Here is a 24,808-nt window from a genome sequence, read left to right on the forward strand (position 1 = left end):
TGGTTTCCATGACTGATCCTTTGTCCGTGACCGGCACAACCTCGGTGACTATTGGGTTGAGTGGATCGGCGTGGCTGGCTTTTTTTAATGGTGTCCCGCCTGAAGTTGTGCTTGGCGCGTTTTCTGGCTCGGTTATTTTCGTCACCGCTGCCCAGGAGTACCCGATCAAGAAGCGGCTCATTCTTGCCCTTGTCAGCTTCATCGCAGGCGTAATTGTTTCCCGCCCAGCTGCTTCTCTCATTATCGCAATCATTTCTAAATGGGCGTCCGTTTCGCCTGATTCGATAGAGATTAAGTCAGCTTATGCAGGTGCCGCGCTGATTATGTCAGTCGTGGCTGTAAGACTTTTGATGCATCTCTATAAGCGGTCGGGTGATCCTCAGGCAGCCTTAAAGAGAGGCTCTGATGATGACAAGTTATGAAGTGCTCCAGGCAATAAACGCAATCCTGTGCGGCGTGATTGCGCTCAGGCTGATGACGTTCCGCCGTGAGCGTTCTACGCATAAGCCAGCTGGTGGCTGGCTTGCTTACGCCATTATCGTAATCTGCGCTTCTGTTCCCATCCGTGTCGCCTACGGCTACCACGTCAGCACTGACTGGGCCGACCTCCTCATCAAAGTTCTGCTGTGTGGCGCGCTGCTGAAAACTCGCGGCAACGTCATGCAGCTTTTCACTATCGCTAACCGGGGAAAAAAACGTGAAAACTTCCGATAACGGCATTGCTTTGGTCAAAGCTTTTGAGGGGCTCGAAACAAAAGCCTATCCAGATCCGGCGACAGGTGGCGCACCATGGACAATCGGCTATGGCCACACAGGAAATGATGTTCGACCAGGCACCGTCTGGAATCAGGCGCAGGCGGAATCAGTACTGCGCACTGACCTGGCATATTTTGAATCCCTCGTCTCCAATGCGCTTACCACGACCATCAGTCAGAACCAGTTCGATGCGCTGGTCTCCTTCTGCTTCAACGTCGGCCCGGGTAAGAAGGGCGTCAAAGATGGATTGCTGGTTTTGAAAAACGGCAATCCGTCCAGCCTCCTGCGCCTCACTAATGCACGCGACTTCGATGGTGCTGCACGCCAGTTCAAATACTGGTGCAATGCGGCCGGCAAACCAATGAAAGGTCTGATCCGTCGCCGGGCTGCGGAAGCTGCTCTATACGGCGGGGCAACTGCTTCCGATGCGATAGCAATCGGCAAGGCGGCCGCATGATACCCGCCTTCCTCAAAGCCTACTGGAAACCCCTGACGGCCTTAATGCTGGTGGCAGGGGGGTTATGGCTGGTCAATCACATAGGTTATTCGTCGGGTCAGGCTGATGCGAATCATGCCTGGCAGGAAAAATGGGATAAACGTGACAAGGCAGATGCTGAATCACGGCTGGTTTTCACCCAGGAGCAGCGACGCACTGAGCTGGCCCGCCAGGCTGCCATTGATAAATTACAGAGAGAAGCCGATGAAGAAAACCGCAAAGCTAATGCCGACCGTATTGCTGCTCAGCGTTCTGCTGACAGGCTGCAACTCGGTATCGTCGAAGCCATCACCCAGTTACAGCAGCGACGTGGCGGCGATACCGGAACTGCCAGCAGCGGGAAGGTTAGGCCAGTCTCCGCCGATCTGCTTGCCAACCTGTACCAAGAAATTGACGCAACAGCGGGAGAACTGGCGGAAGAGGCTGACAGGCGAGGCCGTATTGCCATGACCTGTGAAAGGGCTTACGATGCGGTACGCAATTCACGTCTCGACCGACCCGATAAACAGCCCAATAAATAGTCACTTTACTCCGGTGTCGGTATGGCAGACGGTATCGAATAAAAAGAAATCATCGTAAATTATAATTATCAATTACTTATGTTGGCAGTAAACGATTGAGTGGGAATAATCCCGCTTCCGGTATAGCCCGACAGTCGATTATATCAAGCACGAAGCCCGCATGATTGCGGGCTTTTTTATTCTCCATCCTTCGGCTGTCTTGCGAGACCCTGTCGAAACCCATAAGGCACAGCCTCTGCTGATGCGAAAAAGGGTAACGCGGGGCACCAGGTCGACATATAAGGCAAAAAAATCAGCCGGCATTATCCGGCTGATTTTATTAACAGTATTTCTGCCGGAGAGAAGGAGACGCACCTCCCCGGTCGGGCAATGCTTACTTAAGATGTTCCTTCAGCTCCACGGACGCCTGGCTTATCGCTGTGCGTACCGTTGGCTCTTTACTCAGGGCATTCAGCAAACCAAAGTCGTGGATCATGCCGTTGTAGCGGGTAACGGTTACCGGCACGCCGGCCGCGTCCAGTTTACGGCCAAACGCTTCCCCTTCGTCGCGCAGGACATCCAGTTCGGCGGTCTGAATCAGCGTCGGCGGTAAACCCGCCAGTTCTTCTTTGGTTGCGCGCAGCGGCGAGGCCAGAATGCTGTTCCGATCTTTTTCTGAGGTGGTGTAGTTGTCCCAGAACCACTTCATCATGTTACGGGTCAGGAAGTAGCCATTGGCAAACTGCTTATAAGAAGCATCGTCAAAGTTTGCATCGGTGACAGGCCACAGCATTACATCGTAGCGAATAGCCGGGGTTTTATTCTGCTTAGCCTGCAGCGCAACGGCGGCAACCATATTTCCGCCTACGCTGTTCCCCACCAGAGCCAGGCGCTTACCGTCCACCCCAATTTCAGCGCCGTGTTCGGCTACCCATTTTGTTGCCTCGTAAGCCTGGGTAATGGCGACCGGATAGTGCGCTTCCGGCGAAGGCGTGTAGTTTACAAACACGGCCGCAGCACCGGATTCATTCACGAGATCGCGTACCAGACGTTCATGTGTCGGAAAATCACCCAGCACCCAGCCACCGCCGTGGAAAAACATAAACACAGGCAGTACGCCAGCGGCATGGGCTGGTTTGACTATTGTCAGCGTCAGCGGTTTACCCAGTGCCGTAATGGTCTTTTCAGAAATCTGTGCAGGCGGCAGCGCGGCACCTTTCTGCGCCCCTGTAAGCACCGCGCGGGCTTCTTTAGGGGATAAGGTTTCAATCGGTTTTCCGCCGCTACTGTTAAGCGCGTGAAGAAATGCCGCCACGCCAACGGTGGGCTCCGATGCGTTTTCGGCCGGGCTGGCCCATGCTGATGTCATCTGGCTGGCTAACAGTAAAGCACCTGCGGTGAGTTTCACTTTCATTGGGGTTTCCTTGTGTTTGCTATTAAGTAGTGTGCTATTTAGTTTGGCTACAATGCCAGTGAATTATCATCTTGTAAACAACTAAATAGTGAACGATCTAAATTTTTACTGTCTCACGGTGGGATGAACGCGCCAAAACAGCGCCAAATAGCGGGGGCGGAATAAAAAATAACTCTGTTTATTAGTGGCTTAAAACGGTGGGTGATAATTTAACGCCTGCTGTTTTTTTGCGCGCCACACTCATGTTGAAGCCGCTACGTTCGCGAACAGGCTATCCATTATTGGTACGTCTTGATCGAGCCGAGTTAAATCAGGGCAGTGCAACAGCCGCGCTTGCGCCGCTGATATGGAAAATGTTCGGTGTCGAGGGGGAGACTGACGCGCTCGGTAAACTGCTTTTGCCAGAAGTACAACCGCGCTACCGGGACTGGTTGCAGCGCATTGCGGATCAGGCCAGCGGTTAGTCCCCTTAGCGCACTGGCGTAACCGGGGGGAGGAAAACTGTGCAAAAACCTTTGCGTCACCTTGCCATGCGTTTCAGCGCAGAAATGCTGATTTATGTGTTAATGGGATGCTCGCCGCTGATCATCGCGCTTACGGCAGGGCAGGTTGCCAGTGTGGCCGGTTGTCCGCTGAATGAGAGCCGCGCGTATCCCTGCTTTATTCTGGGATACGATACCGGCCAGCTCCTTTACAGGATGGGCGTTTCAGGCTGGTTCAGTCTGTATAGCCTGCCGCTGGGGGCGATGCTTATGATACTACGCACCGCAGCCTTCTTTGGGCAACTGTATTCACATTACCGTGCCAGGGGCAGCTAACGTGTCATGCCGCCGCAGGCGAAGTGAAGTCAAAGCCGGTGCTTTATTGCACTATAACAGCCTGTCTCTGATCCCCGGGAACCCTCATGCTGATCCTGAAAATTTTTTGTCTCTGCTTTCTTACCGTCATTATGCTGTCGCTCGCGGCCAGTCTGGCGCAGGCGACGCGCGGCGCTGATGCCCTGAATCAGGGCGGCTGGGCAACTGCCCGGCGGGATTCGGCAGGGCTCGCTCCCGATCCGCATGTTAACGCCAGTCAGGCCATCATTCAGGTTTATGCCGCACCGACCTATGGCTGGAAGGGTGCCGTTGCGGTGCATCCGTGGATTATTTTTAAACGCGCAGGTGAAACCCGCTATACGCGTTATGAAGTCATCAGTTGGGGCAGTGGCGATAAGGTAAGGCGCAATGCCTCTTTGCCTGATGGTTACTGGTACGGTGCAAAACCGCGTTTGCTGGTGGAGCACCGTGGCCCTGAAGCGCAGAACCTGATTCCGCAGATTGAAGCCGCCATCAAAACCTATCCCTGGCCCACGACCTATCATGCCTGGCCCGGACCGAACAGTAATACTTTTATGGCGCACATTGGGCGCAACGTGCCCGCGCTGAAACTGAATCTGCCTGCTAACGCTCTGGGGAAAGACTATCGGCCATTATGGCGTCCGGTTGGCTTACCGCCTTCAGGGCGCGGGGTTCAACTGTCCCTGCTTGGCGTGGCGGGCGTAACGATCGGCGTGCAAGAGGGCGTGGAGTTTAATCTGTTAGGGCTGAGTGCTGGCGTCGGATTTGCGCCGTTTCAGCTGCGCCTGCCTTTTATCGGCGGTGTAGGGCATAACAACCTGCAACATGATCATCCCTGATTGCCGGCCAGGGTGAGGTGTCGGGCGCATTGACGTCCTGCCCTTGTCTGCCCTGACGCGCTAACGGCCCACAGGTTAGCGCGTCCCGGCAGAAACGGTCAGCAGACGCCGAAATCGCCATCTTCGTGATAAAGATTCACGCTGTCTGCTTTAATTTCAATTTCCTTTTTGCTGGCATCATCTACGCGCGCGCACCAAAGCGTGTCGCCTTCTGCACGCAGCACGACCATTTTAGGACCGCCCGTTTTCGACTGAACCAGGTCATCAGGGTTAAACATATTTCCTCCGTTGTTTTCTGATGGTTATGTCTGGCATCGCAGCCTCGCATTTTTTGCGCGGCCTTTTCCATTTTAGACACAACCCGTTTTACCTGCCGTCCGACTGCTCGCATCCTGTCCGCACATCACAAAAATACCGCAAGGTTGTCAGTTGACAACCGTGAAAATATAAGGAATGCTACGCGCCATGGTGGACAGAAAGCGGCACCCGAATAAAGAGATTGAGGCAGCATTACGTTACGCAGAATCTTACGGATGGCGGGTTATTGCCTCCGGTCATCATGCATGGGGAAAGCTGTATTGCCCCTCAAATCTTGAGACATGCCGGTGTGGGGAATTTTGTCTGACCTGTATCTGGCACACACCAAAAAGCGCGACGAACCCTGCAAAAGCATTGCGGCGCGTCGTAGATAACTGTAGTGAGATAAAAAAACGCAAGCGAGGGCATTAACATGACGGAATACTGTTTCACCTTGCGGTTTGAACTGCCTGAAACGCCAGCATCCATTGATATACTACTGGAAAAACTGGCCGAGGCAGGATGCGATGATGCGCTGGTGGGCGCGGGAACCGCTGGCAAGCTGGCGCTGGAGTTTACCCGCCAGGCGATGTCGGCCAGCGATGCGATCGACAGTGCGATCCGGGATGTTCAGGTTGCCATTCCTGGCGCGGTCATGATCGAAGCGGCACCGGACTTTGTCGGCTTAACCGATGTGGCTGACCTTATTGGCGTGTCGCGTCAAAATATGCGCAAACTGATGCTGACGCACAGCAAACAGTTTCCACTGCCGGTGCATGATGGCAAAACTGCTATCTGGCATTTAGCCGACGTGCTGGAGTGGCTGGGGCAGCGCAATCACTACCAGCTACCCGCGGTCACCTGCGAACTGGCGCAGGTAACCCGTCGGCTTAACGTGTTGGGTTCCGTGCAGCGCTACGGTTACCAAAAAACTAAGCCCTAGTGCGGCAACAGGAAAAGCGTCGCCAGGCCCAGGAAAATAAAAAAGCCACCGGTATCGGTAATGGCCGTAATCAGAACGCTGGAGCCCACGGCGGGATCGCGTTTCATTTTGGTCATTACCAGCGGCACCATCACGCCCATGATGGCCGCCAGCAAAAGATTCAGCACCATCGCCAGCATCATCACGCCGCCCAGTGCCATATTGCTGTACATGAGCCAGGTGATGGCACCCATAATCCCGCCCCAGAACAGGCCGTTAATCAGGGCGACGCCAATTTCTCGCTTAAACAGAAACGAGAAGTTGCCCGGTTCAACCTGATGCAGCGCCAGGGCGCGGACAATCATGGTAATGGTCTGGTTACCGGTATTGCCGCCGATGCCGGCGATAATCGGCATTAAAGTCGCAAGCGCGACAATCTGTGAGATAGTGCCCTCAAACAGCCCAATCACGCGGGAAGCGATAAAGGCTGTGCAGAGGTTGATGGCCAGCCAGGCCCAGCGATTTCGCACCGACTTACGGACCGGAGCAAAGACATCCTCTTCCTGGCTGATCCCGCCCATTTTGCGGATGTTGCTTTCATTTTCTTTGTTTACCAGGTCGACCACATCTTCAATCGTGATACGGCCAATGAGCTTGCCCTGGGCGTCCGTCACCGCTGCGGAAATCAGGTTATAGCGTTCAAAGGCACTGGCGGCGTCTTCGGCTTTATCGTCCAGCTGAAAGGTGGTGGGATGGGGATTCATCACCTCGCTCACGAGGGTTTTGGGTTTATTCAGCAGGATATCCGTCAACAGCAGTTCGCCGAGCAGCTGATTCTGTTCATTGGTAATGAAGATTTTGTCCGTGCCGTCGGGCATGCTTTTGCCTTTGCGCAAAAACCGTTGCACGGTCGCCAGCGTGACGTCCTCGCGTACAGTGAGGATATTGAAGTCCATCACCCGACCCACGCGATCGCGGTCAAACTTCATCACGCTCAGAATACGCGCCCGTAGTTTGGGCTCCAGGGAGGTCAGTAAGCGCCCGGTGAGGCCGCGCGGCAGATAGCGCACCAGCCAGGCCTGGTCGTCAATATCCAGCGGCGCGATAGCCTGGAGAATATCGCGGTCGCTCATCTCGTCGGTCAGGCTGTCCCAGACGGTTTCTGACGCTTCAACCAGCACATGGCCGCGTTTTTCCGGCGGCACCAGGCTCCAGAGCGCCAGGCGGGCTTCTTCAGGCAACGCTTCAAGGATGTCGGCCAGGTCAGCCGCATGGAGCTGGTCGATGTCTTGTTGCAGAATTTCCCGATGTATCACATTTTCACGTTGCTGCTCAGGCGAGAGATGACCGGCTTTATTCCGTAGTGTCTCGCTGAGACCCTGCTCATTGAGCAGCAGCGTCAGAATACGATGACGAATTTCATTTAAACGTTGAGTGTGTGAGGCAGACACATTGCATCCCTTTAGTCTGAAAGCACCTGCACGAAGTGTAGCGTTTTGACTGAAAAAGGGAGGCAAAAAATCGTCCCGCAGGCGGGAATGCGCGCGGATGTGTCAGCGAAAAGCCTGTAAGGGATTAACGACTGCTGGAAAGCGTCGGGATAGCAGGCGCGGATTCAGTTTGCTTTTGCTGATGATGCTCGAAGGCCGCAGGCAGGATAAAAACGAGACGGCTAAACAGAATGATAAAACTGATGAGTAAAACAACCCGCGTCATACTGACGCTTTTTTTACGTCTTCGGGGAGAAAGGGCGCTGTTCACGCAAAGAAATTCCTGTAATAACCCGGACCGGGCGACAGCAATATTTAGTCACAGTCGCCCGGGTAAATCAACCGCTGTTTAAAAAAAATACAACGGATCAATAGCTGGCTTTCTGGGCCAGCAGGGTCGCAAAACGGCAGTTAATCCGGTTGCCGTTTTCATCTTTGCGATGAAGCTGTCCCCAGTTTTCGTTGTATTTCACAATGTGCCAGTTGCGGTAGTAATGGCTTAACTCACCGGACTTAAACGCGAAAGGGAAGTCAGACGGACAGGGCGCATCCTCGGTATTCATCGCGGCCACAATCAGGTTAAAGCCATTTTTCACGGTACAGGCTTGCATATCCGCGATGAGCTGGGGAATGGTGGCCGGTTGCAAAAACATCATGACCACCGTCGAGATGACCACCTGCCAGGCCCCGTTAAAACGCACCTGATTTAAATCCTGCAGCGCCGTATGAATGCCGGTCAGCCCTTCAGCGGCGATGATCTGATTGAGCCGTTCCAGACTGGCGGGATTGTGATCCCAGGCCGTCACGTCAAAACCATGTTGGTTAAGGAACAGCGTATTACGTCCGCTTCCGCACCCCAGATCAAGCGCTTTTCCTGGTGTCAGTTTAGGCAGCGCCTCGGCCACCTCCGAGTGCACAGGGGTTAAGCCATAGGTTTCTGAAAAATAGTTATCGGTTCGCAATGTCATGATTATCCGTTCGGTAATGCGGGCAGCAAGTGCCCGCACAATCAGGCTTCTGCCAGAATCAGCTTCCAGCCGGTGACCTCATTCCAGTAGTTTTGCTCACGCTCCAGATCGAGCTGGACCAGGTTATTTTGACTGAAATAGCCCGCCGGGAAGGTAAGCGTCCAGTGGCCCTCATCACAGGTCAGCGTTAACGCGTCAGGACGTGTAGTCGCCTGGCGCTGGTTGTTCAGTAAGGTGCCAAGGCGCAGCAGGAATATCAGCGGCAGAAACTGTTTTTTCTTAAACAGCGTGACGCGAGGCAGTTCATCCACTTTGACGGCTTTACGGTGGAATCTGACCAGTGCTGCCAGCAGCATCTGCTGATCCTGGTTGAACCCCGGCAGGTTGGTGTTCTGCAAAATATAGGCTGAGTGGCGTTGCATGCCGCTGTGGTTGATCGTCAAGCCGACTTCGTGCAGCATCGCCGCCCATTTCAATAGCGCCGCCAGCTGAGGATTCGCGAGTTTGGGATTCTGGTCGCGCCATTGCAGATAGAGCTGCTCGGTGGTTTCCAGCACTCGACGCGCCTGGTCGCTGTCGATGGCATAGTGATTCGCCAGGCTCTGAGCGGTGCGGCTGCGAATATCCCGATGGCGGAAACGGCCTTCCATCTCATAAAGTACGCCTTCACGCAGCGCGCCATCGCTCAGGGTCAGTTCACGAATCGCCAGCGCATCAAACACGCCGCAAAGAATCGCCAGCCCCGGAACAAATACGCTTTTGCGCTCTTCAGACAGGCCTGGCAGACTCAGCGCAGCGAACGATTTATGCTTGATCACTTCATCATAAAGCTTTGTCAGTCGCTCTGGCGTAATCAGCTTCTCTTTCTCGCCCATCGCCAGCAGCACTTCGCAGGCCGCTTTGATGGTGCCGGAAGCACCAAGGGCATATTGCCAGCCGTGCAGACGATATTGCCACGCCAGGGTTTCCAGCTTCTGCGTGGCGGCCAGCCGGGCGCGACGGAAGTTTTCAACGCTGATTTCGCCGCCAGGGAAGTAAAGCTGGGCAAAGCTGACGCAGCCCATGCGGCGGCTTTCGACCAACTGAGGCTCAAAATCTTCACCGATGACGAGCTCTGTCGAGCCGCCACCGATATCAATCACCAGCTTGCGTCCTTTTTCCGGTTGCGTATGTTCGACGCCCATAAAGATCAGGCGCGCTTCTTCGTGACCGGAAATCACCTCTATTGGATAAGGAATGACCTCTGCCGCGCGCTGTAAAAACGTCTCAGCGTTAACCGCCTGACGCAGCGTATGTGTGCCGACAATCGTCACGTTGCTGGCATTAAAGCCCTGCAGGCGTTCGGCAAACAGTGCCAGGCAGTTCAGACCGCGCTCCATGGCGTCTTCGCTCAGGTAATTTTTGGCATCCAGGCCATCAGCAAGATGCACGCGCTGCTTCAGTCGCCCCAATACCTGCAAAGCCCCATCCACCACACGGGCAATGACCATGTGGAAACTGTTTGAACCGAGATCGATGGCCGCAAACTCTTGAGGTTTCGGCGTACTTTTTTGGGATATTGGCATAGGCGTTATTCAGGTTGTTCCAGCTTCTTAATGTATTCGTAAATCGCCATTTGCGACCGCACCTTACGACGATTGCCGCGCTGAACGTATTGGTTACTCAGCTCTTTATCCACGACGCGCGCTTTAACCGTGTCGCTGAGCTGAATGGCAATGATGTCCAGAATGCGCTGCTTTATTTGTGGATCCAGGATAGCCACGGCCACTTCGATACGGTAATCAATGTTACGCGTCATCCAGTCAGCCGAGGAGAGAAACACTTTCTTGTCTCCACCGTTTTCAAAGATATAAACGCGGTCATGTTCCAGGAAGCGATCAACGATACTGATCACACGAATATTTTCACTGATCCCAGGCAAGTCCGGAATCAATGAGCACATCCCACGAACCAGTAAATTAACATTTACGCCAACGCTGGAGGCCGTATAAAGCCTGTCTACCAGCCCTTTGTCCACCAGGTTGTTAATTTTAAGAGTTATGCCACTGGGGCGCTTTTGTTGGGCATTCGCAATCTCGTTATCGATCAAATCATACAGCATCCGACGTGAGTTTTGCGGAGAAACCATCAGGTGATCAAACGTCACCGGGCGGTACGGGTTTTCGATAAAGTTAAAGACCCGGCGCACTTCATTGGTGATCCGCGCATCGGCGGTCAGCAGCGAGTAGTCCGTGTACAGACGCGCGGTTTTCTCATTAAAGTTACCGGTGCCGATGTGGGCATAGCGCACGATTTCTTCGCCTTCACGACGGGAAATCAGGAACAGTTTGGCGTGAATTTTCAGGCCAGGCGCCGAGAAAATAACGTGAACACCGGCTTCTGTCAGGCGCTTAGCCCAGTAAATGTTGGCTTCTTCATCGAAACGCGCCTGAAGTTCGACGACCACCGTCACTTTCTTACCGTTATAGGCGGCGTGAATCATCGCATCCATGATGCGGGAATGCTTGGCGACGCGGTAAATATTAATTTTAATCGCCAGCACGCTGGGGTCGAATGATGCCTGGCGTAGCAGTTCCAGCACATGCTCGAACGTGTGATACGGATAATAAAGCAGGACGTCGCGATTACGAATGGCGTCAAAACCGTTGCGGAAGCCGTCAAAACCAATGTGGCGAATCTGCGGCATCGGACGGTTAATCAGGTTGTTTTTTCCGACGTTAGGAAACCCGATAAAGTCTTTGAAGTTGTGATAGCGTCCGCCTGCCAGCACGGAGTCGTAGTTGGAAATCGACAGCTTGTCGCACAGCAGCGCCACCATAGAATCCGGCATATCGCGCTGATAGACAAAACGCACAGGTTCTGCCGTCAGACGCTGTTTCAGGCTGGAGGACATCAGTTCCAGCAGGCTGGACTCCATTTCGGTGACCAGATCGTACTCCGCATCGCGCGTCATTTTCATTGAATAGGCGTTCAGCGTGTCGTAATCGTAGAAACCTTTGAAAATATCATCCAGGCAGTAGCGCAGGATATTATCTAACAGGATCATCGGCTTGCGGCGGCGCGGCGGCTCCGCGGGCAGGTTAATAAAACGCGGGACCTTGTCTGACGGGATTTCCAGCAACGCGTACTGAATATCGCTGCCGCGAATGATCTCGACCGCCAGATAGGTGTAATCGTCTTTCAGAAACTCCGTCAGGTCGGTTTCATGGGTAATCAGGATCGGCGTGATGTGCTGACGCAGTTCATGCTTAAAGTAGTGACGCAGCCAGCTTTGCTGATTAGGTGAAAGCTGACGTTCGTTAATCAGAAAGATTTGATTGCGCGCCATTTCCAGCAACAGGTCGTTGTAGAGCGCATCAAATTCCTGATCCGATTTCAGGACGCGCTGCTGAATCTTCTTCAACAGGTGGCGCGGTGTGCTGGCGGAGCCTTGCTCTTCGCCAATCAGGATGCGTCGTTTCAGGTCGGCAAACCGGACCTTGTAAAATTCGTCGAGGTTATTTGAGTAAATACCTAAGAAACGCATACGTTCAATCAGCGGATTACTTTTGTCTGCCGCTTCCTGCAAAACACGTTCGTTAAAGCACAACCAGCTCATTTCTTTTTCAATATAAAGCTTTACCTGACCCATTCTCACTCCGTATGACGGTTGCAGGACTGACGACGCTACAGTATCCATCAGCATTATGGCGAGAGTATGGCAGGCTTGTCCAACAGCAAAAGTTGTCTTATCAAGCCGCTACGGGCAACATAGCGACTCATTTTCGCCGCATAATCAGGGCCGCATGAGCGTAAACCATATTCCCGTCCAGTTTAGCGATCGCCGACGTCGTGCTATTGACCGTTATACGCGGCGCCTCGTCACGTGCTGCGGGGTCGCTATTCTGTTACTGATGATGCTGCTGTTCTTTTGGTTGCTCTGGGTGGTCCTGCCGTTGTTTAGCGCACCGGGTGTGCACAGTCTCAGTCATCAGCGGCTCTGGGATGCATCGCCCGCACTGGCCATTGGTAATAAAGGCAGCGTTGGCTGGCGTATCAGTCGTGATGGCAAGGCACGATTTATACCGCTGAATGGCCAACCGCCTGAGCCCGCGCTGATGCTGACGCCCGCGCCGCAACAGGTGGTAACGAGCGCCGATGGCAATATGGTGCTGCTCAACGCACAGGGCAGTTTAACCCTGTTGCAGCCGGTGATAAGCAAAGGCGAAGGCGAGTGGCATTTTCCGTTGGGCGATAGCGGCTTTCGTCTGCCCCAGGGCGACGTAAAAGAAATGGCTGTCGCCACACTTCGTCCCGATCAATGGCGGATTGCAGCGCTCACTGACGCGGGCGTCAGTCTGTTAACGCTGGAAACTAACCGCCAGGCTGCGCTCATCCAACTGCCGGGTCTGCAGCCTGCGCATCTGGTGCTTTCGCCTAAAGGCGACCTGCTGTACACCACCGAAGGCCGCCTGCTACGGGTCTGGCAAATCGATGACGGGCGGGCCTGGCTGCGGGAAACGCAGATGCTGCCGGAAGCGCCCCAACATATGCAGTTACTGGCCGGAGGCCAAACGCTGCTAATTCAGGACAGTCACGGTATTACGCAATGGTTTTCCATTGCTGGCGATAACGGCCTGCGCCTGCACGCCATCCGCACGTTCGCACACAGCGCCGGACAGGGTCTGATCGTCAGTGAGGCGCAGCGCCGGGTTTTCGCTACCTTTGATCAAACCGGCCTGCTTAAGGTCTTTGCCAGCAAACAGGATGGGCCCATTCTGCAACACCAGTTAGCACCCGGCATCCTGCAGGCGCAGTTTTCGCCGCAGGGTGACAGCCTGTTGCTGGAGCGATCGTCAGGTTGGGAAACCCTTAAACTGACCAATCCCTGGCCGGATGTGACCTGGCGTAACTTCTGGCAAAAAATCTGGTATGAAAACTATCCCAAAGCCGACTGGGTCTGGCAGTCCACCAATGCCGGAGACAGCTATCAGGCGAAGTTCAGTTTAATTCCGATGGTGGTGGGCACGCTGAAAGCGGCCAGTATGGCGCTGCTTTTTGCCACGCCGCTTGCCCTGGCTGCTGCGATGTACACCGCCTGGTTTATGGCACCGGGTTTACGTCGTTGGGTGAAGCCTGCGATAGAGATGATGGGGGCGCTGCCCAGTGTGGTGATTGGGCTGATTGCCGGATTATGGTTAGCGCCCCATGTCGGTCAGGCATTAACAGGAATTCTGTTGCTGCCGGTCACGCTGGCGGGCAGTCTGCTTGGCTGCGGTATTCTGGCCCGCCGCTTACCGGCCCGCTGGCGGCAGCCGGGCCATGAGGTTATCCTGCTGCTGCCCGTGCTGCTTATTGTCGCGGCGTTAACGCTCTGGCTACCCACGCTTATCGTGCCGGATGCCGGTGACTGGCTGCCGCATTACGCGCAGCGTAATCTGCTGATAGCGGCGCTGGCGATGGGGTTTGCGCTGGTGCCGATGATTTTTACGCTGGCGGAAGATGCGCTGTTCAGCGTTCCGGCGTCGCTGGGGCAGGGCTCACTGGCGCTGGGCGCCACGCCGTGGCAAACGCTGACGCGGGTCGTGCTGCCGGGAGCGTCGGCCGGCATTTTTGCCGCGCTGATGATTGGTTTCGGACGGGCCGTAGGCGAAACCATGATTCTCTTAATGGCCACCGGGAACACGCCGCAAACTGAAGGCGGCCTGTTCAGTGGCCTGCGCACGCTGTCAGCCAATATCGCGATTGAAATGCCTGAGGCGGCCGTTGGCAGCGCACATTACCGGATTCTGTTTTTAAGTGCGCTGGTGCTGCTGGTCTTCACGTTGATGATCAATACGGTTGCCGAGCTTATCCGCCAGCGTCTGCGCCTGCGTTTTAGCCAGTATAAGGAGCAGGCATGAAGTCGATACGACAAAACGATCGCTGGCGTTGGCTTACGGCGGGTGCCGTGACGGTCTGTTTACTGGCCTTTACCCTGTTGATCGCGCTGCTGGGATGGCAGGGGCTGCGCGCGTTCTGGCCCCATCGCGTCGATCTCTATCAGTTCACACTGCCTGATGGCAGCAAAACCCGTGTACTGGGCGAAACGCTTGAGCGGCAATCGCATTATCCGGCGCCTGCCGCCGCGTCAGACGGCAAACCGGGCGACGTACATCGCTATCTGATTAAGACAGGCAACCGGGACTGGGCCGCTCCTGACTTTCGGGCGGTGCTGAGTCAGCAGGCACCGATTGTCAGCCAGCCGGACGACGTGATGGTGCTGCAGCGCCGCAGTCAGGGGAATGCCTATGGCTGGTTTGTCGGCCTGCGGGAAGAGAATGATGTTCTTACGGCAAAAGACATTATGGCGCTTCTGCAACAGCGCCTTGAACAGGTAAAGCTTATCGAGCAGCAGGCCAGCGAGATGCGTCGGGTCGATATTGCCCGGTTGAATGAACAACTGGACCAGTTGGACGATCAGGCTGAGCATCAGCGCGCGGCAAAGCAGTTCGATTTGCAGGCGCAGTCAGAATATGAGGCCAACCAGGCGGCGCTGCAACGCCGCCTTCTTCAGCTCAATGACAGGCTGAACAGTCTGCAAGCGGAAAGCCAGCGTGATGCGCTGATTCTGCGCGATGTGAACGGCACTGATCACCGCATTCCTCTGTCGCAGATTGTGGAAGCCTGGCAACCTAACGCGATGAGCCTGATGCAAAAAATGGGGCATTTCTGCCAGCAGGTGTGGCGCTTTATTAGCGATTCGCCTGCCGAAGGGGAAAGCGAGTTTGGCGTGTTTCCGGCGATATTTGGCACGGTGCTCATGGTGCTGCTGATGTCTGTGGTTGTGATGCCGCTGGGCGTTATCGCGGCGCTGTGGCTACATGAATATGCGGAACGCAACGCGTTGACCCGTCTGGTACGCATCGCCGTGGTCAACCTGGCGGGCGTGCCCTCGATTGTTTATGGCGTATTTGGGCTGGGCTTTTTTGTCTGGCTGGTGGGCGGCACGGTGGACCAACTGTTTTACAGCAGCACCTTGCCCGCCCCGACATTTGGTACGCCCGGTTTGCTGTGGGCGTCGCTGACACTGGCCCTGCTGACCTTGCCGGTGGTGATTGTCGCGACGGAAGAAGGGCTTTCCCGCATTCCCGACAGTCTTCGGCAGGGCTCGCTGGCGCTGGGGGCGACCCAGGCCGAAACGCTCTGGAACGTGGTATTGCCTATGGCCGTTCCGGCCATGTTAACCGGACTGATTCTGGCCGTGGCACGTGCCGCAGGCGAGACCGCGCCTCTGATGCTGGTGGGCGTGGTTAAAATGGTGCCGGAACTGCCGATAGATGCGGTGTTTCCCTACCTGCACCTCGACAGAAAATTTATGCATCTGGGCTTTCAGATCTATGATCTCGCCTTTCAGAGCCCTAATACCGAAGCCGACCGGCCGCTGGTTTTCGCCACGGCGCTGCTTCTGGTGCTCATTATTCTGTTGCTGAACCTGTTAGCTATGGGCCTGCGTCACCGCCTGCGTGAACGCTATCGCCTGATGACTCAATAACTGACGATGACTATGATGCCCGAAACTGATATTGCGCTAACCGTTGATCATCTGTCGCTCTGGTACGGTGAGCGCCAGGTGCTTCAGGATATCTCGCTGCAACTGCCCAAAAATCGCATCACCGCATTGATTGGCCCGTCCGGCTGTGGCAAATCAACGCTGCTACGCTGCTTTAATCGTATGAACGACGTGATTGATCGCTGCCGCATCGAAGGGGACATTCTGCTGGATCAGCAGTCGATTATGCGACCTGCTCAGGATGTCTCTGCGCTGCGTCGCCGAGTCGGGATGGTGTTTCAGCGGCCCAATCCGTTTCCCAAATCGGTTTACGAAAATGTGGTGTACGGACTGCGGCTGCAAGGGGTGCGCGATAAGCGCGTACTGAATGAAGCCTGTGAACGGGCACTCCGGGCGGCGGCGCTGTGGGGCGAGGTGAAAGATCAGCTGGCACAGAATGCGCTGACGCTTTCCACGGGGCAACAACAAAGGCTGGTTATCGCCCGCGCTATTGCGATTGAGCCGGACGTCCTGTTACTTGATGAGCCAACATCCGCGCTGGACCCGATTTCTACCCTGGTGATCGAAGAACTGATGAGTACGCTCAGGCAGCATTTCACGCTGGTGCTGGTCACCCACAACATGCAGCAGGCTTCACGCGTGTCGGATTACACAGCCTTTATGCATCAGGGATCGCTGGTGGAGTTTGACACCACAGACAGGATTTTCACCACACCACAGGTGCGCCGGACAGAAGATTACATCACCGGGCGTTACGGTTGAAAGGGCAGGGAGCCTGGCTCCCTGAGCATTAATCGTGGGCGTAGCCCTGAGCGGGTAAGGGATGACCATCCAGCCAGGCTTTTCCCTCACGCATGGTCAGTCGGCCTTCGGTAAACCAGTTAATTACCAGTGGGTAGATGGCATGTTCCTGATGCTGAACGCGTTCGGTAATCTCGGCCTCGCTGTCTTCAGCAAACACCGGCACCCTGGCCTGCAAAATGACCGGGCCACCATCCAGTTCATCGGTCACGAAGTGCACGGATGTACCGTGCTCCTTATCGCCGTTTTCCAGCGCCTGGCGGTGCGTATGCAGACCGGGATATTTCGGCAGCAGCGACGGGTGAATGTTCAGCAGACGGTCAGAGTAATGCGCCACGAAGCCCGGACTCAGAATGCGCATATAACCCGCCAGCACCACCAGATCCGGTGCATACGCATCGATCTCACGCATCAGCTGCCGATCAAAACTGTCGCGATCGTTAAAGTCACGTGCATCCAGCGCTTTTGCCGGGATCCCGGCCTCCTGCGCGCGAACTAAACCATAGGCGGAGGCTTTGTTACTGAACACGGCAGCGACGCTGCCGTGAATACGCCCGTTTGCACAGGCGTCGAGGATGGACTGAAGGTTACTTCCGTTACCCGAAATCAGTACAACCAGCTTTTTCATGAATGAATAACCACACGCTCTTCCGAGTCTGAGGCGTTAATCACACCAATTTTCCAGGCGTTTTCACCGGCAGCACGCATCAGGTCAACGGCCTTATCCGCGTCAGCCGGGCTCAGCGCGATGATCATGCCCACGCCGCAGTTGAAGGTGCGATACATCTCATGACGGCTGACATTGCCCGCCTGCTGCATCCAGCCGAACACGGCAGGCCACTGCCAGCTTTTCTCGTCAATCACCGCCTGAGTATTGTCGGGCAGGACACGCGGAATGTTTTCCCAGAAACCGCCACCGGTGAGGTGAGCAATCGCGTGCACATCCACCTGCTCAATCAGGCTGAGGATGTTTTTGACGTAAATGCGCGTCGGCGCCAGTAAGTGATCGGCCAGCGGTTTGCCTTCCAGTTGCTCAACCAACGGATCGGTGCCGCTGACTTCCAGAATCTTACGCACCAGGGAATAGCCATTTGAGTGCGGGCCGCTTGAGCCCAGGGCGATCAGCACATCACCGTCCTGAACCTTGCTACCGTCAATGATTTCTGACTTTTCAACCACACCGACGCAAAAGCCCGCGACATCGTAATCTTCGCCATGATACATGCCCGGCATTTCAGCGGTTTCGCCGCCCACCAGCGCACAGCCTGACTGCAGACAACCTTCGGCGATACCGGTGATGACCGCCGATGCGGTGTCCACATCCAGCTTACCGGTCGCGTAGTAATCCAGGAAGAAGAGAGGCTCCGCGCCCTGTACCACCAGGTCGTTAACACACATAGCAACCAGATCGATACCAATGGCATCGTGACGTTTGAGATCCATCGCCAGACGCAGCTTGGTGCCCACGCCATCGGTGCCGGAGACCAGCACAGGCTCACGGTATTTTTGCGGCAGCGCACAAAGCGCACCGAAGCCGCCTAGTCCACCCATGACTTCCGGGCGACGCGTCTTTTTCACTACGCCTTTAATACGGTCAACCAGAGCGTTACCAGCATCAATATCAACACCGGCGTCTTTGTAGCTGAGAGAGGTCTTATCGGTCACTGCGAGGTCCCCACGCGAGTTGCGGTTGGTGGTTTAATATAAAGCGCGGCAATTCTATCAGCGCAGGCAAACGTTTGCGAGTCTCAGATTGCGTCCCCGACAATTTTCATCAATCCTTATTTTATGCGGTGGATTGCGCAAGCACATGTGGCGCGATGTTAAAAAGGCGGTATAATCCCGCGATTTTTTTTTAGCTCAACTCACTCCGGGAGAACAACAATGAAGATCGTGGAAGTTAAACACCCGCTGGTCAAACATAAACTGGGACTGATGCGTGAGCATGATATCAGTACGAAGCGTTTCCGTGAGCTGGCCTCTGAAGTGGGCAGTCTGCTGACCTATGAAGCCACGGCCGATCTGGAAACCGAAAAGGTCACCATTGAGGGCTGGAATGGCCCGGTTCAGGTTGATCAAATTAAAGGCAAAAAAATCACCGTTGTGCCCATCCTGCGTGCCGGCCTGGGCATGATGGAAGGCGTACTGGAGCACGTGCCCAGCGCGCGCATCAGCGTGGTAGGCGTGTACCGTGACGAAGAAACGCTGGAGCCTGTACCTTATTTCCAGAAGCTGGTGTCCAACATTGAAGAGCGCCTGGCGCTGGTGGTCGATCCGATGCTGGCGACGGGCGGCTCCATGATCGCCACTATCGATCTCCTGAAAAAAGCCGGCTGCAGCAGCATTAAAGTGCTGGTGCTGGTCGCTGCGCCAGAAGGCATTGCCGCACTGGAGAAAGCGCACCCGGACGTGGAGCTGTACACCGCCTCCGTGGACCAGGGCCTGAACGACAAGGGTTACATCATTCCGGGCCTGGGTGACGCGGGCGATAAGATTTTCGGCACCAAATAGTGACCTGTTCAGGCGGCTTCATGCAGCACCTTGCTGTCAGCCTGCAGGCGCAGGCCGAGCCGCTTTTTTTCGCAACAGCCAATAACCTTCATCAGCCGACCAGAGAGTCGGCTTTTTTTTGACCAAAAACAGACTATCAACTCAAGGGGACTTTTAATGACTCGTCGCGCTATCGGCGTTAGCGAACGGCCGCCATTACTGCAAACGATTCCGCTCAGCCTGCAACATCTGTTCGCCATGTTCGGCGCAACGGTGCTGGTACCCATCCTCTTTCATATCAACCCGGCTACGGTACTGCTGTTTAACGGTGTCGGGACGCTGCTGTATCTGTTTATCTGTAAAGGCAAGATCCCCGCTTATCTGGGATCCAGTTTTGCCTTTATTTCACCTGTTTTACTCCTGCTGCCGCTGGGCTACGAAGTGGCGCTGGGGGGATTTATTCTCTGCGGCGTGCTGTTCTGTCTGGTCGCGTTGATCGTCAAAAAAGCCGGTACCGGCTGGCTGGATGTGATGTTTCCGCCTGCTGCAATGGGCGCTATCGTGGCGGTCATTGGTCTGGAGCTGGCGGGCGTCGCAGCAAACATGGCGGGCCTGCTCCCTGCTGAAGGTCATGCGCCTGACGGGACAACCGTGCTGATTTCGCTGGTCACCCTGGCCGTCACCGTTTTTGGCTCGGTGTTATTTCGTGGCTTTATGGCCATTATCCCGATTTTGATCGGCGTGCTGATGGGCTACGCGCTTTCCGCTTTTATGGGCATTGTGGACTGGCGCGGCGTGGAAAGTGCGCCGTGGTTTGCATTACCGACGTTTTATACGCCGCGTTTTGAATGGGTGGCGATGTTAACGATCCTGCCCGCCGCGCTGGTGGTGATCGCCGAACACGTGGGCCACCTTGTGGTCACGGCCAATATTGTTAAGCGTGATCTGGTCCGTGATCCCGGCCTGCATCGTTCCATGTTCGCCAACGGTTTATCGACCGTCATTTCGGGTTTCTTTGGATCCACGCCAAACACCACCTATGGTGAAAACATCGGCGTAATGGCCATTACCCGCGTGTACAGCACCTGGGTGATTGGCGGCGCGGCCATTTTCGCGATTTTGCTCTCCTGCGTGGGCAAACTGGCAGCGGCTATACAAGCGATCCCGGTGCCGGTCATGGGCGGCGTGTCCTTGCTGCTGTACGGCGTCATCGGTGCCTCCGGTATTCGTGTCCTGATCGAATCCAAAGTGGACTACAACAAAGCGCAAAACCTGATTCTGACCTCCGTGATCCTGATCATTGGCGTCAGCGGCGCGAAAGTGCACATCGGTGCCGCCGAGCTGAAAGGGATGGCGCTGGCGACGCTGGTTGGCGTTGCGCTGGCGTTGATTTTCCGCGTCATTTCCCTGCTGCGCCCGGAAGAAGTGGTGCTTGATGCAGAAGAGACACGCGACACATCGTCATGATGAAGGCCTGAAGACGCGGGCAGGGACGCCCGATTCATCTCTTCGCAAAAACTATGATAGACTGCCCCCGATTTTTGCCTGTTCGCTTGCTGAGGTGCTTCTGAACACGCCGGCACAATTGTCATTGCCACTCTATCTACCTGACAACGAAACCTTTGCCAGCTTCTGGCCGGGGGAAAACCCCTCGCTGATCGCTGCGATCAAGGGGGCGCTAAGCCAACAACATGGCAGCTATCTCTACTTCTGGTCGCGCGAAGGAGGAGGGCGCAGCCATCTGCTGCACGCTGCCTGCGCTGAAATGTCCGCGCGTGGTGAAGCCGTGGGCTATGTACCGCTGGATAAGCGCACCTGGTTTGTTCCAGAGGTGCTGGACGGCATGGAACAACTGCCGCTGGTTTGCATCGACAATATCGAATGCATCGCGGGAGAAGAAGCCTGGGAAATGGCGATTTTTAATCTCTATAACCGCATCCTGGAAACCGGCAATACCCGGCTCTTTATTACCGGCGATCGTCCCCCGCGTCAGCTGAACCTGCATTTACCCGATCTGGCATCACGGCTCGACTGGGGGCAAATCTACCGTCTGCAGCCGCTCTCCGATGAAGATAAGTTACAGGCTTTACAGCTTCGCGCCGGACTGCGTGGGTTCGAACTGCCTGAAGACGTCGGCCGGTTTTTACTGAAGCGGCTGGATCGGGAGATGCGCACGCTGTTTGATACGCTGGATCGTCTGGACAGCGCCTCTATCAGTGCGCAACGCAAACTCACGATCCCGTTTGTTAAAGAAACGCTTGGACTTTAAAGAATCGCCAGTACCGCCTCGGGCGGACGGCCTAAGCGGGCCCGATCGCCATTGATCACAATGGGCCGCTCAATCAGAATGGGATTTTCCACCATCGCGTCCAGCAAAGCGCTTTCGCTTAACGCTGCCTGATCCGGCGCCAGGGCGGTATAGGTCGGTTCGTTGCGGCGCATCAACTGACGCGCGCTCTCCATGCCCAGTTTCTGCAGCAGAATCTGCAACGTCGCTTTGTCGGGCGGCGTCTCCAGATAGCGCACAATCACCGGCTGGATGCCACGCTGCTCCAGCAGTGCCAGAGTTTCCCGACTCTTACTGCAACGGGGATTATGATAAAGCGTCACCATACTGCTTATCCTTTCTGATATTGCTTAAAGCGTTGCTGCAACTGGCGCAACTGATCGATGCGCGCATCATAACGCGCCTGTTTCAGGCTCCCCAGCGGCACCTGGGCACTGGCCTGGCTCAGGGCACTGATGGCCTGAGCGATCTGACCATTTAAGGCCAGACTTTCGGCACGGGCAAACAGCTCTTCGTCGGTATGGCCCTGCTGTGCTGAAGCCTGAGCCAGCAAATCCCATCCGTTGGTGTCATCTTTGTGTGTCCATGTATAGCGGTTCAGAATGCGGCTGGCATTGGCGGGTTGCTTCGCTTCAACATAAGCGTTCGCCAGGTTGAGCTGAACGACCGGGCTGGTTTTAGCCGCCTGCGTCGCGGTCAACAGTGCAATGGCCTGCTGTGGCTGATTCAGGCCGATATCAATATCCGTCATCAGGTCAAGCAGCCAGACGTTTTCAGGCTGCTTAGCCAAAAGTGGCGTCACAATCCTTTTGGCTTCGCCATAGTTTTTGGCCTGCAAAAACTGCACCGCCTTGCCGTACCGGGAAGCCAACTGCTCGCGTGCATTACCGTTGGCATACTGGTTCAGTAACTCATCGGTCAGTTGATTACGGCCGGTCGGATACATGCCCAACGTGCGCACCTTTGCCAGATAAAAGTCCTGAGAAGACTGGACTACCACCGCGCGCATCTGGTTTGCCCGGTTGCGCGCATCGGCGAGACGGCTGTCTGGTAAGGGGTGAGTCAGCAGGATTTCAGGCGGTTTGGAAGAAAACCGGCTCTGATCGGCCAGTTTTTGCAGAAAGTCCGGCATGGCCTGCGGGTTAAAGCCCGCGCGCTGCAAAACCTGAATACCAATGCGGTCGGCTTCCTGTTCGTTATTCTGCGTAAAACTGATGATGCCCTGCTGGGTACCCGCCAGTGTACCGGTTAAGGCGGCCATGCCCGCCTGTGGGCTGGCCATCGCCAGCAGGATCGATCCCAAAGCCCCTACCCAGGTCAGCGGGGCATTGCGCTTTTGATCTTCCATCGCCCGCGCCAGGTGGCGCTGCGTCACGTGGGAGATCTCGTGCGCCATCACCGAGGCCAGCTGGCTTTCAGTATCGGTGAAGCGGAATAGCGCGGCGTGCAACACCACATTGCCACCAAAAAACGCAAAGGCGTTAAGTTCATCATTTTGAATCAGGAAAAAGTGGAAAGGCGTTTTAACCGCGTCCGCGTGAGAAACCAGCCGTTGACCGAGCTGATTGATGTACTGATTTAGCAGGGGATCGTTAATCAGCGGGGCGCTGGCACGTAGTTGCCGCACATAGAAATCCCCCATCTGCAACTCCTGATTAATCGACAGCGTAGAGCCTGCGGTCGTGCCCATATCCGGCAGGGAGTCGCTGATATCCGCCTGCGAGGTCAGCGGACAGGATAACGTGAGTGCAGGGAGTAGCGCAGCAATCAGCGTTTTTTTTAACCGGTTCAACATGCCTGAATCCTGTAATGAATCCCTGAATGGGACAGGTAAGCCGCTAATATGTTCTGTTTTACCCACGAATAGCGAGGCGTTCTGCGTATCTTAACCACAGGGCATGAAGAATGAAATGACGTTATCGCGCCCACCGCGCGGCAGGATTGTGATAATGCTTCAAACCTGACGAAAAAATTTGACGGTACAATGATCTGCAAAGCGCCTGAATAACAGCCTGTCCGGATGAAAATGGCCGACAACGTTGGCATAAACGCAAGGGCCGCATACAAAGATACACGCGGACTGACATGCGGGCCGGGTAGCCACACGGCGGACGCGCTGAAAAGCAACAAAAAAACTGAACATACTGGCCATTTTCCCAGGTATTCTCTGAAAAAAAGGCCCTGTACCGTAACGATTATCAGAAAGGTAAATTAAAAATATTGATGGTGAAAATGCCTTTATTGCCGACAGGCTATTTATGGCTGGCAAGGAAGCGCCAGGAAATCGCGTTATCCAATCACGAACCGTGACACGCTTTATGAACCATCTTAAATAAGAAAGAAAAAACACGGTCGATAAAAAATACTTTTTATCACGCTCCGTTTTTATTTTATGTCCGTCCCGACAAAATGCTATTAAGAATTCCAGCTGCTCTCCGCGCTGTACCACTGTGATATAGATAAGCCGCCGTCATCTTCAGGAGCCGCCGACGTTGCGGTAGCACGGTATACATCAGATTTAAACAGCAGGAGAGTGAGTGATGCGACCAGCAGCCTTTATTGTGGTAGCGGCGGTAGCGGGATTTATTGGCGGGAATGTTATGCAGTTGCCAGTATTAGTCGACAAGGTCAGCGGTAAAGTTGCCAGTAAAACAGAACCCAGTGATTACTGGAGCACTCCGGCCATTCAGGGCTATGGAAAAATACATTATGTGGATACACCCGCGTATAAACCCGGCACGGTAGCGGATCTCAGTAATAAAATTGTTTTTCAAATTAATCGCAGTGAAGGCGATATTCGTCGGCCTAATCTGGGGCTGGAGCGCGTGGCACGCGTCACGAATCTCTATTACGCCGCAGGTGTACCGTTAAATAAACTGAATTTCGTCGTGTCAATTAACAGTGATGCCGTTCCCGCCGCACTGAATAATGAACAGTTTCATAAAGCGTACGGGGTGGATAATCCTAACCTTCAGTTAATTAGCGCACTGGAAAAGGCGGGCGTGAAAGTGTCCATTTGCGATCAGTCAGTGGCGTTTCACCATTTCGAGCGTGACTGGATTGATACGCGCGTCACCCACACGATCTCCAGCGGCACCACCGTTGCCACGCTGCAAAACCAGGGTTATGCCTTTTTGATGCTGTAAGTCTCGCGATGGCGGTGCGCGCCGCTGTCACC

27 protein-coding genes are annotated in these 24,808 nt (G+C 54.9%); 16 read left to right on the forward strand and 11 right to left on the reverse strand.

What is annotated here, in order from left to right:
- The first annotated feature begins 8 nt into the window (after window positions 1-8).
- The 4 genes from GC087_RS07260 to GC087_RS07275 are packed head-to-tail and all read left to right on the forward strand — an operon-like array spanning window position 9 to window position 1,773.
- On the forward strand, window positions 9-422 hold the full coding sequence (locus GC087_RS07260; protein ID WP_164482412.1) for a putative holin: 414 nt from the start codon (window positions 9-11) through the stop codon (window positions 420-422).
- Entirely contained in the window at window positions 406-714 is a 309-nt protein-coding gene (locus GC087_RS07265; protein WP_246871098.1) for a phage holin family protein, read from the forward strand. Before GC087_RS07260 ends, GC087_RS07265 begins: the two co-directional genes overlap by 17 nt.
- The gene (locus GC087_RS07270) at window positions 698-1,213 is read left to right on the forward strand and encodes a lysozyme (protein WP_324030168.1); all 516 of its coding nucleotides are present in this window, start codon (window positions 698-700) and stop codon (window positions 1,211-1,213) included. Before GC087_RS07265 ends, GC087_RS07270 begins: the two co-directional genes overlap by 17 nt.
- Entirely contained in the window at window positions 1,210-1,773 is a 564-nt protein-coding gene (locus tag GC087_RS07275; protein WP_324030170.1) for a DUF2514 family protein, read from the forward strand. Before GC087_RS07270 ends, GC087_RS07275 begins: the two co-directional genes overlap by 4 nt.
- A gap of 373 nt (window positions 1,774-2,146) precedes the next feature.
- On the opposite strand, the gene GC087_RS07280 is transcribed toward GC087_RS07275, so the two are convergent.
- Complete coding sequence (locus GC087_RS07280) at window positions 2,147-3,166, reverse strand: alpha/beta hydrolase (RefSeq protein ID WP_324030172.1); 1,020 nt, start codon at window positions 3,164-3,166, stop codon at window positions 2,147-2,149.
- A 197-nt stretch (window positions 3,167-3,363) separates the two neighbouring features.
- On the opposite strand from GC087_RS07280, the gene GC087_RS07285 reads away from it, so the two are divergent.
- The 3 genes from GC087_RS07285 to GC087_RS07295 all read left to right on the forward strand — a co-directional run bounded on the left by GC087_RS07285 (window position 3,364) and on the right by GC087_RS07295 (window position 4,844).
- The gene (locus GC087_RS07285; protein ID WP_324030174.1) at window positions 3,364-3,630 is read left to right on the forward strand and encodes a hypothetical protein; all 267 of its coding nucleotides are present in this window, start codon (window positions 3,364-3,366) and stop codon (window positions 3,628-3,630) included.
- A gap of 39 nt (window positions 3,631-3,669) precedes the next feature.
- On the forward strand, window positions 3,670-3,984 hold the full coding sequence (locus tag GC087_RS07290) for a hypothetical protein (RefSeq protein WP_324030176.1): 315 nt from the start codon (window positions 3,670-3,672) through the stop codon (window positions 3,982-3,984).
- An 86-nt stretch (window positions 3,985-4,070) separates the two neighbouring features.
- Window positions 4,071-4,844 (forward strand): DUF3750 domain-containing protein, encoded by a 774-nt coding sequence (locus GC087_RS07295; RefSeq protein ID WP_324030177.1) that lies wholly within the window; start codon window positions 4,071-4,073, stop codon window positions 4,842-4,844.
- Window positions 4,845-4,942: 98 nt separating this feature from the next.
- On the opposite strand, the gene GC087_RS07300 is transcribed toward GC087_RS07295, so the two are convergent.
- Window positions 4,943-5,122 carry a GDFGVC terminal motif YodC-like protein gene (locus GC087_RS07300; protein ID WP_033740871.1) on the reverse strand — a complete coding sequence of 60 codons (180 nt, stop codon included), beginning with the start codon at window positions 5,120-5,122 and terminating at the stop codon, window positions 4,943-4,945.
- Window positions 5,123-5,309: 187 nt separating this feature from the next.
- Between GC087_RS07300 and GC087_RS07305 the strand changes: the two genes are divergently transcribed.
- Complete coding sequence (locus tag GC087_RS07305; protein WP_369974379.1) at window positions 5,310-5,573, forward strand: hypothetical protein; 264 nt, start codon at window positions 5,310-5,312, stop codon at window positions 5,571-5,573.
- 1 nt (window position 5,574) lies between these two features.
- A complete protein-coding gene (locus tag GC087_RS07310) occupies window positions 5,575-6,084 on the forward strand; it encodes a helix-turn-helix transcriptional regulator (RefSeq protein ID WP_324030178.1) in 510 nt (169 codons plus the stop codon).
- Here the strand turns inward: GC087_RS07310 and mgtE are convergent.
- The 5 genes from mgtE to ppk1 all read right to left on the reverse strand — a co-directional run bounded on the left by mgtE (window position 6,081) and on the right by ppk1 (window position 12,152).
- Window positions 6,081-7,514 carry a magnesium transporter gene (gene mgtE, locus GC087_RS07315; protein ID WP_033740865.1) on the reverse strand — a complete coding sequence of 478 codons (1,434 nt, stop codon included), beginning with the start codon at window positions 7,512-7,514 and terminating at the stop codon, window positions 6,081-6,083. The two genes, GC087_RS07310 and mgtE, sit on opposite strands and share 4 nt — an antisense overlap.
- Window positions 7,515-7,638: 124 nt before the next feature.
- The gene (locus GC087_RS07320) at window positions 7,639-7,824 is read right to left on the reverse strand and encodes a YfgG family protein (RefSeq protein WP_006120471.1); all 186 of its coding nucleotides are present in this window, start codon (window positions 7,822-7,824) and stop codon (window positions 7,639-7,641) included.
- A gap of 97 nt (window positions 7,825-7,921) precedes the next feature.
- Entirely contained in the window at window positions 7,922-8,521 is a 600-nt protein-coding gene (tehB, locus tag GC087_RS07325; protein WP_006120470.1) for a tellurite resistance methyltransferase TehB, read from the reverse strand.
- A 41-nt stretch (window positions 8,522-8,562) separates the two neighbouring features.
- Window positions 8,563-10,086, reverse strand: coding sequence for an exopolyphosphatase (gene ppx, locus GC087_RS07330; protein ID WP_033740864.1), 1,524 nt, complete (start codon window positions 10,084-10,086; stop codon window positions 8,563-8,565).
- Between the two features lie 5 nt (window positions 10,087-10,091).
- Window positions 10,092-12,152 (reverse strand): polyphosphate kinase 1, encoded by a 2,061-nt coding sequence (gene ppk1 / locus GC087_RS07335; RefSeq protein ID WP_006120467.1) that lies wholly within the window; start codon window positions 12,150-12,152, stop codon window positions 10,092-10,094.
- A 154-nt stretch (window positions 12,153-12,306) separates the two neighbouring features.
- Here ppk1 and GC087_RS07340 point away from each other — a divergent pair, with 154 nt between their 5' ends.
- From GC087_RS07340 to pstB, 3 genes are read left to right on the forward strand one after another with little or no spacing between them, the layout of a single operon-like run.
- Window positions 12,307-14,403 (forward strand): ABC transporter permease subunit, encoded by a 2,097-nt coding sequence (locus tag GC087_RS07340; RefSeq protein ID WP_324030180.1) that lies wholly within the window; start codon window positions 12,307-12,309, stop codon window positions 14,401-14,403.
- Window positions 14,400-16,034: a phosphate ABC transporter permease PstA gene (pstA, locus tag GC087_RS07345; RefSeq protein WP_324030182.1), complete on the forward strand. Its 1,635-nt coding sequence runs from the start codon at window positions 14,400-14,402 to the stop codon at window positions 16,032-16,034. The genes GC087_RS07340 and pstA overlap by 4 nt, the downstream gene beginning before the upstream one ends.
- A 12-nt stretch (window positions 16,035-16,046) precedes the next feature.
- Window positions 16,047-16,814 carry a phosphate ABC transporter ATP-binding protein PstB gene (pstB, locus tag GC087_RS07350; RefSeq protein ID WP_039339941.1) on the forward strand — a complete coding sequence of 256 codons (768 nt, stop codon included), beginning with the start codon at window positions 16,047-16,049 and terminating at the stop codon, window positions 16,812-16,814.
- A 28-nt stretch (window positions 16,815-16,842) separates the two neighbouring features.
- Here pstB and purN read toward each other — a convergent pair whose 3' ends face one another.
- Both purN and purM read right to left on the reverse strand, forming a co-directional pair.
- Window positions 16,843-17,481 carry a phosphoribosylglycinamide formyltransferase gene (gene purN, locus GC087_RS07355; RefSeq protein WP_006120462.1) on the reverse strand — a complete coding sequence of 213 codons (639 nt, stop codon included), beginning with the start codon at window positions 17,479-17,481 and terminating at the stop codon, window positions 16,843-16,845.
- Window positions 17,478-18,518, reverse strand: a complete 1,041-nt coding sequence (gene purM / locus GC087_RS07360; RefSeq protein WP_033740857.1) for a phosphoribosylformylglycinamidine cyclo-ligase — start codon at window positions 18,516-18,518, stop codon at window positions 17,478-17,480. Before purM ends, purN begins: the two co-directional genes overlap by 4 nt.
- A 219-nt stretch (window positions 18,519-18,737) precedes the next feature.
- Between purM and upp the strand changes: the two genes are divergently transcribed.
- From upp to hda, 3 genes are all read left to right on the forward strand, one after another.
- A complete protein-coding gene (gene upp / locus GC087_RS07365; RefSeq protein WP_013026702.1) occupies window positions 18,738-19,364 on the forward strand; it encodes a uracil phosphoribosyltransferase in 627 nt (208 codons plus the stop codon).
- Window positions 19,365-19,520: 156 nt separating this feature from the next.
- Window positions 19,521-20,810 (forward strand): uracil permease, encoded by a 1,290-nt coding sequence (gene uraA, locus GC087_RS07370; protein WP_324030184.1) that lies wholly within the window; start codon window positions 19,521-19,523, stop codon window positions 20,808-20,810.
- Between the two features lie 94 nt (window positions 20,811-20,904).
- A complete protein-coding gene (hda, locus tag GC087_RS07375; RefSeq protein ID WP_033740991.1) occupies window positions 20,905-21,612 on the forward strand; it encodes a DnaA inactivator Hda in 708 nt (235 codons plus the stop codon).
- Here the strand turns inward: hda and arsC are convergent.
- Together arsC and GC087_RS07385 are read right to left on the reverse strand one after the other, a co-directional pair.
- On the reverse strand, window positions 21,609-21,956 hold the full coding sequence (arsC, locus tag GC087_RS07380; protein ID WP_324030186.1) for an arsenate reductase (glutaredoxin): 348 nt from the start codon (window positions 21,954-21,956) through the stop codon (window positions 21,609-21,611). The two genes, hda and arsC, sit on opposite strands and share 4 nt — an antisense overlap.
- A 5-nt stretch (window positions 21,957-21,961) precedes the next feature.
- On the reverse strand, window positions 21,962-23,425 hold the full coding sequence (locus GC087_RS07385) for a beta-barrel assembly-enhancing protease (RefSeq protein ID WP_033740854.1): 1,464 nt from the start codon (window positions 23,423-23,425) through the stop codon (window positions 21,962-21,964).
- Window positions 23,426-24,170: 745 nt separating this feature from the next.
- Here GC087_RS07385 and GC087_RS07390 point away from each other — a divergent pair.
- Complete coding sequence (locus tag GC087_RS07390; RefSeq protein ID WP_324030600.1) at window positions 24,171-24,776, forward strand: DsrE family protein; 606 nt, start codon at window positions 24,171-24,173, stop codon at window positions 24,774-24,776.
- Window positions 24,777-24,808: the final 32 nt, after the last annotated feature.

This window comes from Pantoea sp. JZ2, from assembly GCF_035191405.1.
GTDB classification, from domain to species: domain Bacteria; phylum Pseudomonadota; class Gammaproteobacteria; order Enterobacterales; family Enterobacteriaceae; genus Pantoea; species Pantoea stewartii.

What these genes read in the sequence shown, in the direction of transcription:
- GC087_RS07260 (WP_164482412.1), top strand. Translation starts at nt 9, where the DNA reads ATGACTGATCCTTTGTCCGTGACCGGCACAACCTCGGTGACTATTGGG.
- GC087_RS07265 (WP_246871098.1), top strand. Translation starts at nt 406, where the DNA reads ATGATGACAAGTTATGAAGTGCTCCAGGCAATAAACGCAATCCTGTGC.
- GC087_RS07275 (WP_324030170.1), top strand. Translation starts at nt 1,210, where the DNA reads ATGATACCCGCCTTCCTCAAAGCCTACTGGAAACCCCTGACGGCCTTA.
- GC087_RS07280 (WP_324030172.1), bottom strand. Translation starts at nt 3,166, where the DNA reads ATGAAAGTGAAACTCACCGCAGGTGCTTTACTGTTAGCCAGCCAGATG.
- GC087_RS07295 (WP_324030177.1), top strand. Translation starts at nt 4,071, where the DNA reads ATGCTGATCCTGAAAATTTTTTGTCTCTGCTTTCTTACCGTCATTATG.
- GC087_RS07300 (WP_033740871.1), bottom strand. Translation starts at nt 5,122, where the DNA reads ATGTTTAACCCTGATGACCTGGTTCAGTCGAAAACGGGCGGTCCTAAA.
- GC087_RS07305 (WP_369974379.1), top strand. Translation starts at nt 5,310, where the DNA reads ATGGTGGACAGAAAGCGGCACCCGAATAAAGAGATTGAGGCAGCATTA.
- GC087_RS07310 (WP_324030178.1), top strand. Translation starts at nt 5,575, where the DNA reads ATGACGGAATACTGTTTCACCTTGCGGTTTGAACTGCCTGAAACGCCA.
- tehB (WP_006120470.1), bottom strand. Translation starts at nt 8,521, where the DNA reads ATGACATTGCGAACCGATAACTATTTTTCAGAAACCTATGGCTTAACC.
- ppx (WP_033740864.1), bottom strand. Translation starts at nt 10,086, where the DNA reads ATGCCAATATCCCAAAAAAGTACGCCGAAACCTCAAGAGTTTGCGGCC.
- ppk1 (WP_006120467.1), bottom strand. Translation starts at nt 12,152, where the DNA reads ATGGGTCAGGTAAAGCTTTATATTGAAAAAGAAATGAGCTGGTTGTGC.
- GC087_RS07340 (WP_324030180.1), top strand. Translation starts at nt 12,307, where the DNA reads ATGAGCGTAAACCATATTCCCGTCCAGTTTAGCGATCGCCGACGTCGT.
- pstA (WP_324030182.1), top strand. Translation starts at nt 14,400, where the DNA reads ATGAAGTCGATACGACAAAACGATCGCTGGCGTTGGCTTACGGCGGGT.
- pstB (WP_039339941.1), top strand. Translation starts at nt 16,047, where the DNA reads ATGATGCCCGAAACTGATATTGCGCTAACCGTTGATCATCTGTCGCTC.
- purN (WP_006120462.1), bottom strand. Translation starts at nt 17,481, where the DNA reads ATGAAAAAGCTGGTTGTACTGATTTCGGGTAACGGAAGTAACCTTCAG.
- upp (WP_013026702.1), top strand. Translation starts at nt 18,738, where the DNA reads ATGAAGATCGTGGAAGTTAAACACCCGCTGGTCAAACATAAACTGGGA.
- uraA (WP_324030184.1), top strand. Translation starts at nt 19,521, where the DNA reads ATGACTCGTCGCGCTATCGGCGTTAGCGAACGGCCGCCATTACTGCAA.
- arsC (WP_324030186.1), bottom strand. Translation starts at nt 21,956, where the DNA reads ATGGTGACGCTTTATCATAATCCCCGTTGCAGTAAGAGTCGGGAAACT.
- GC087_RS07385 (WP_033740854.1), bottom strand. Translation starts at nt 23,425, where the DNA reads ATGTTGAACCGGTTAAAAAAAACGCTGATTGCTGCGCTACTCCCTGCA.
- GC087_RS07390 (WP_324030600.1), top strand. Translation starts at nt 24,171, where the DNA reads ATGCGACCAGCAGCCTTTATTGTGGTAGCGGCGGTAGCGGGATTTATT.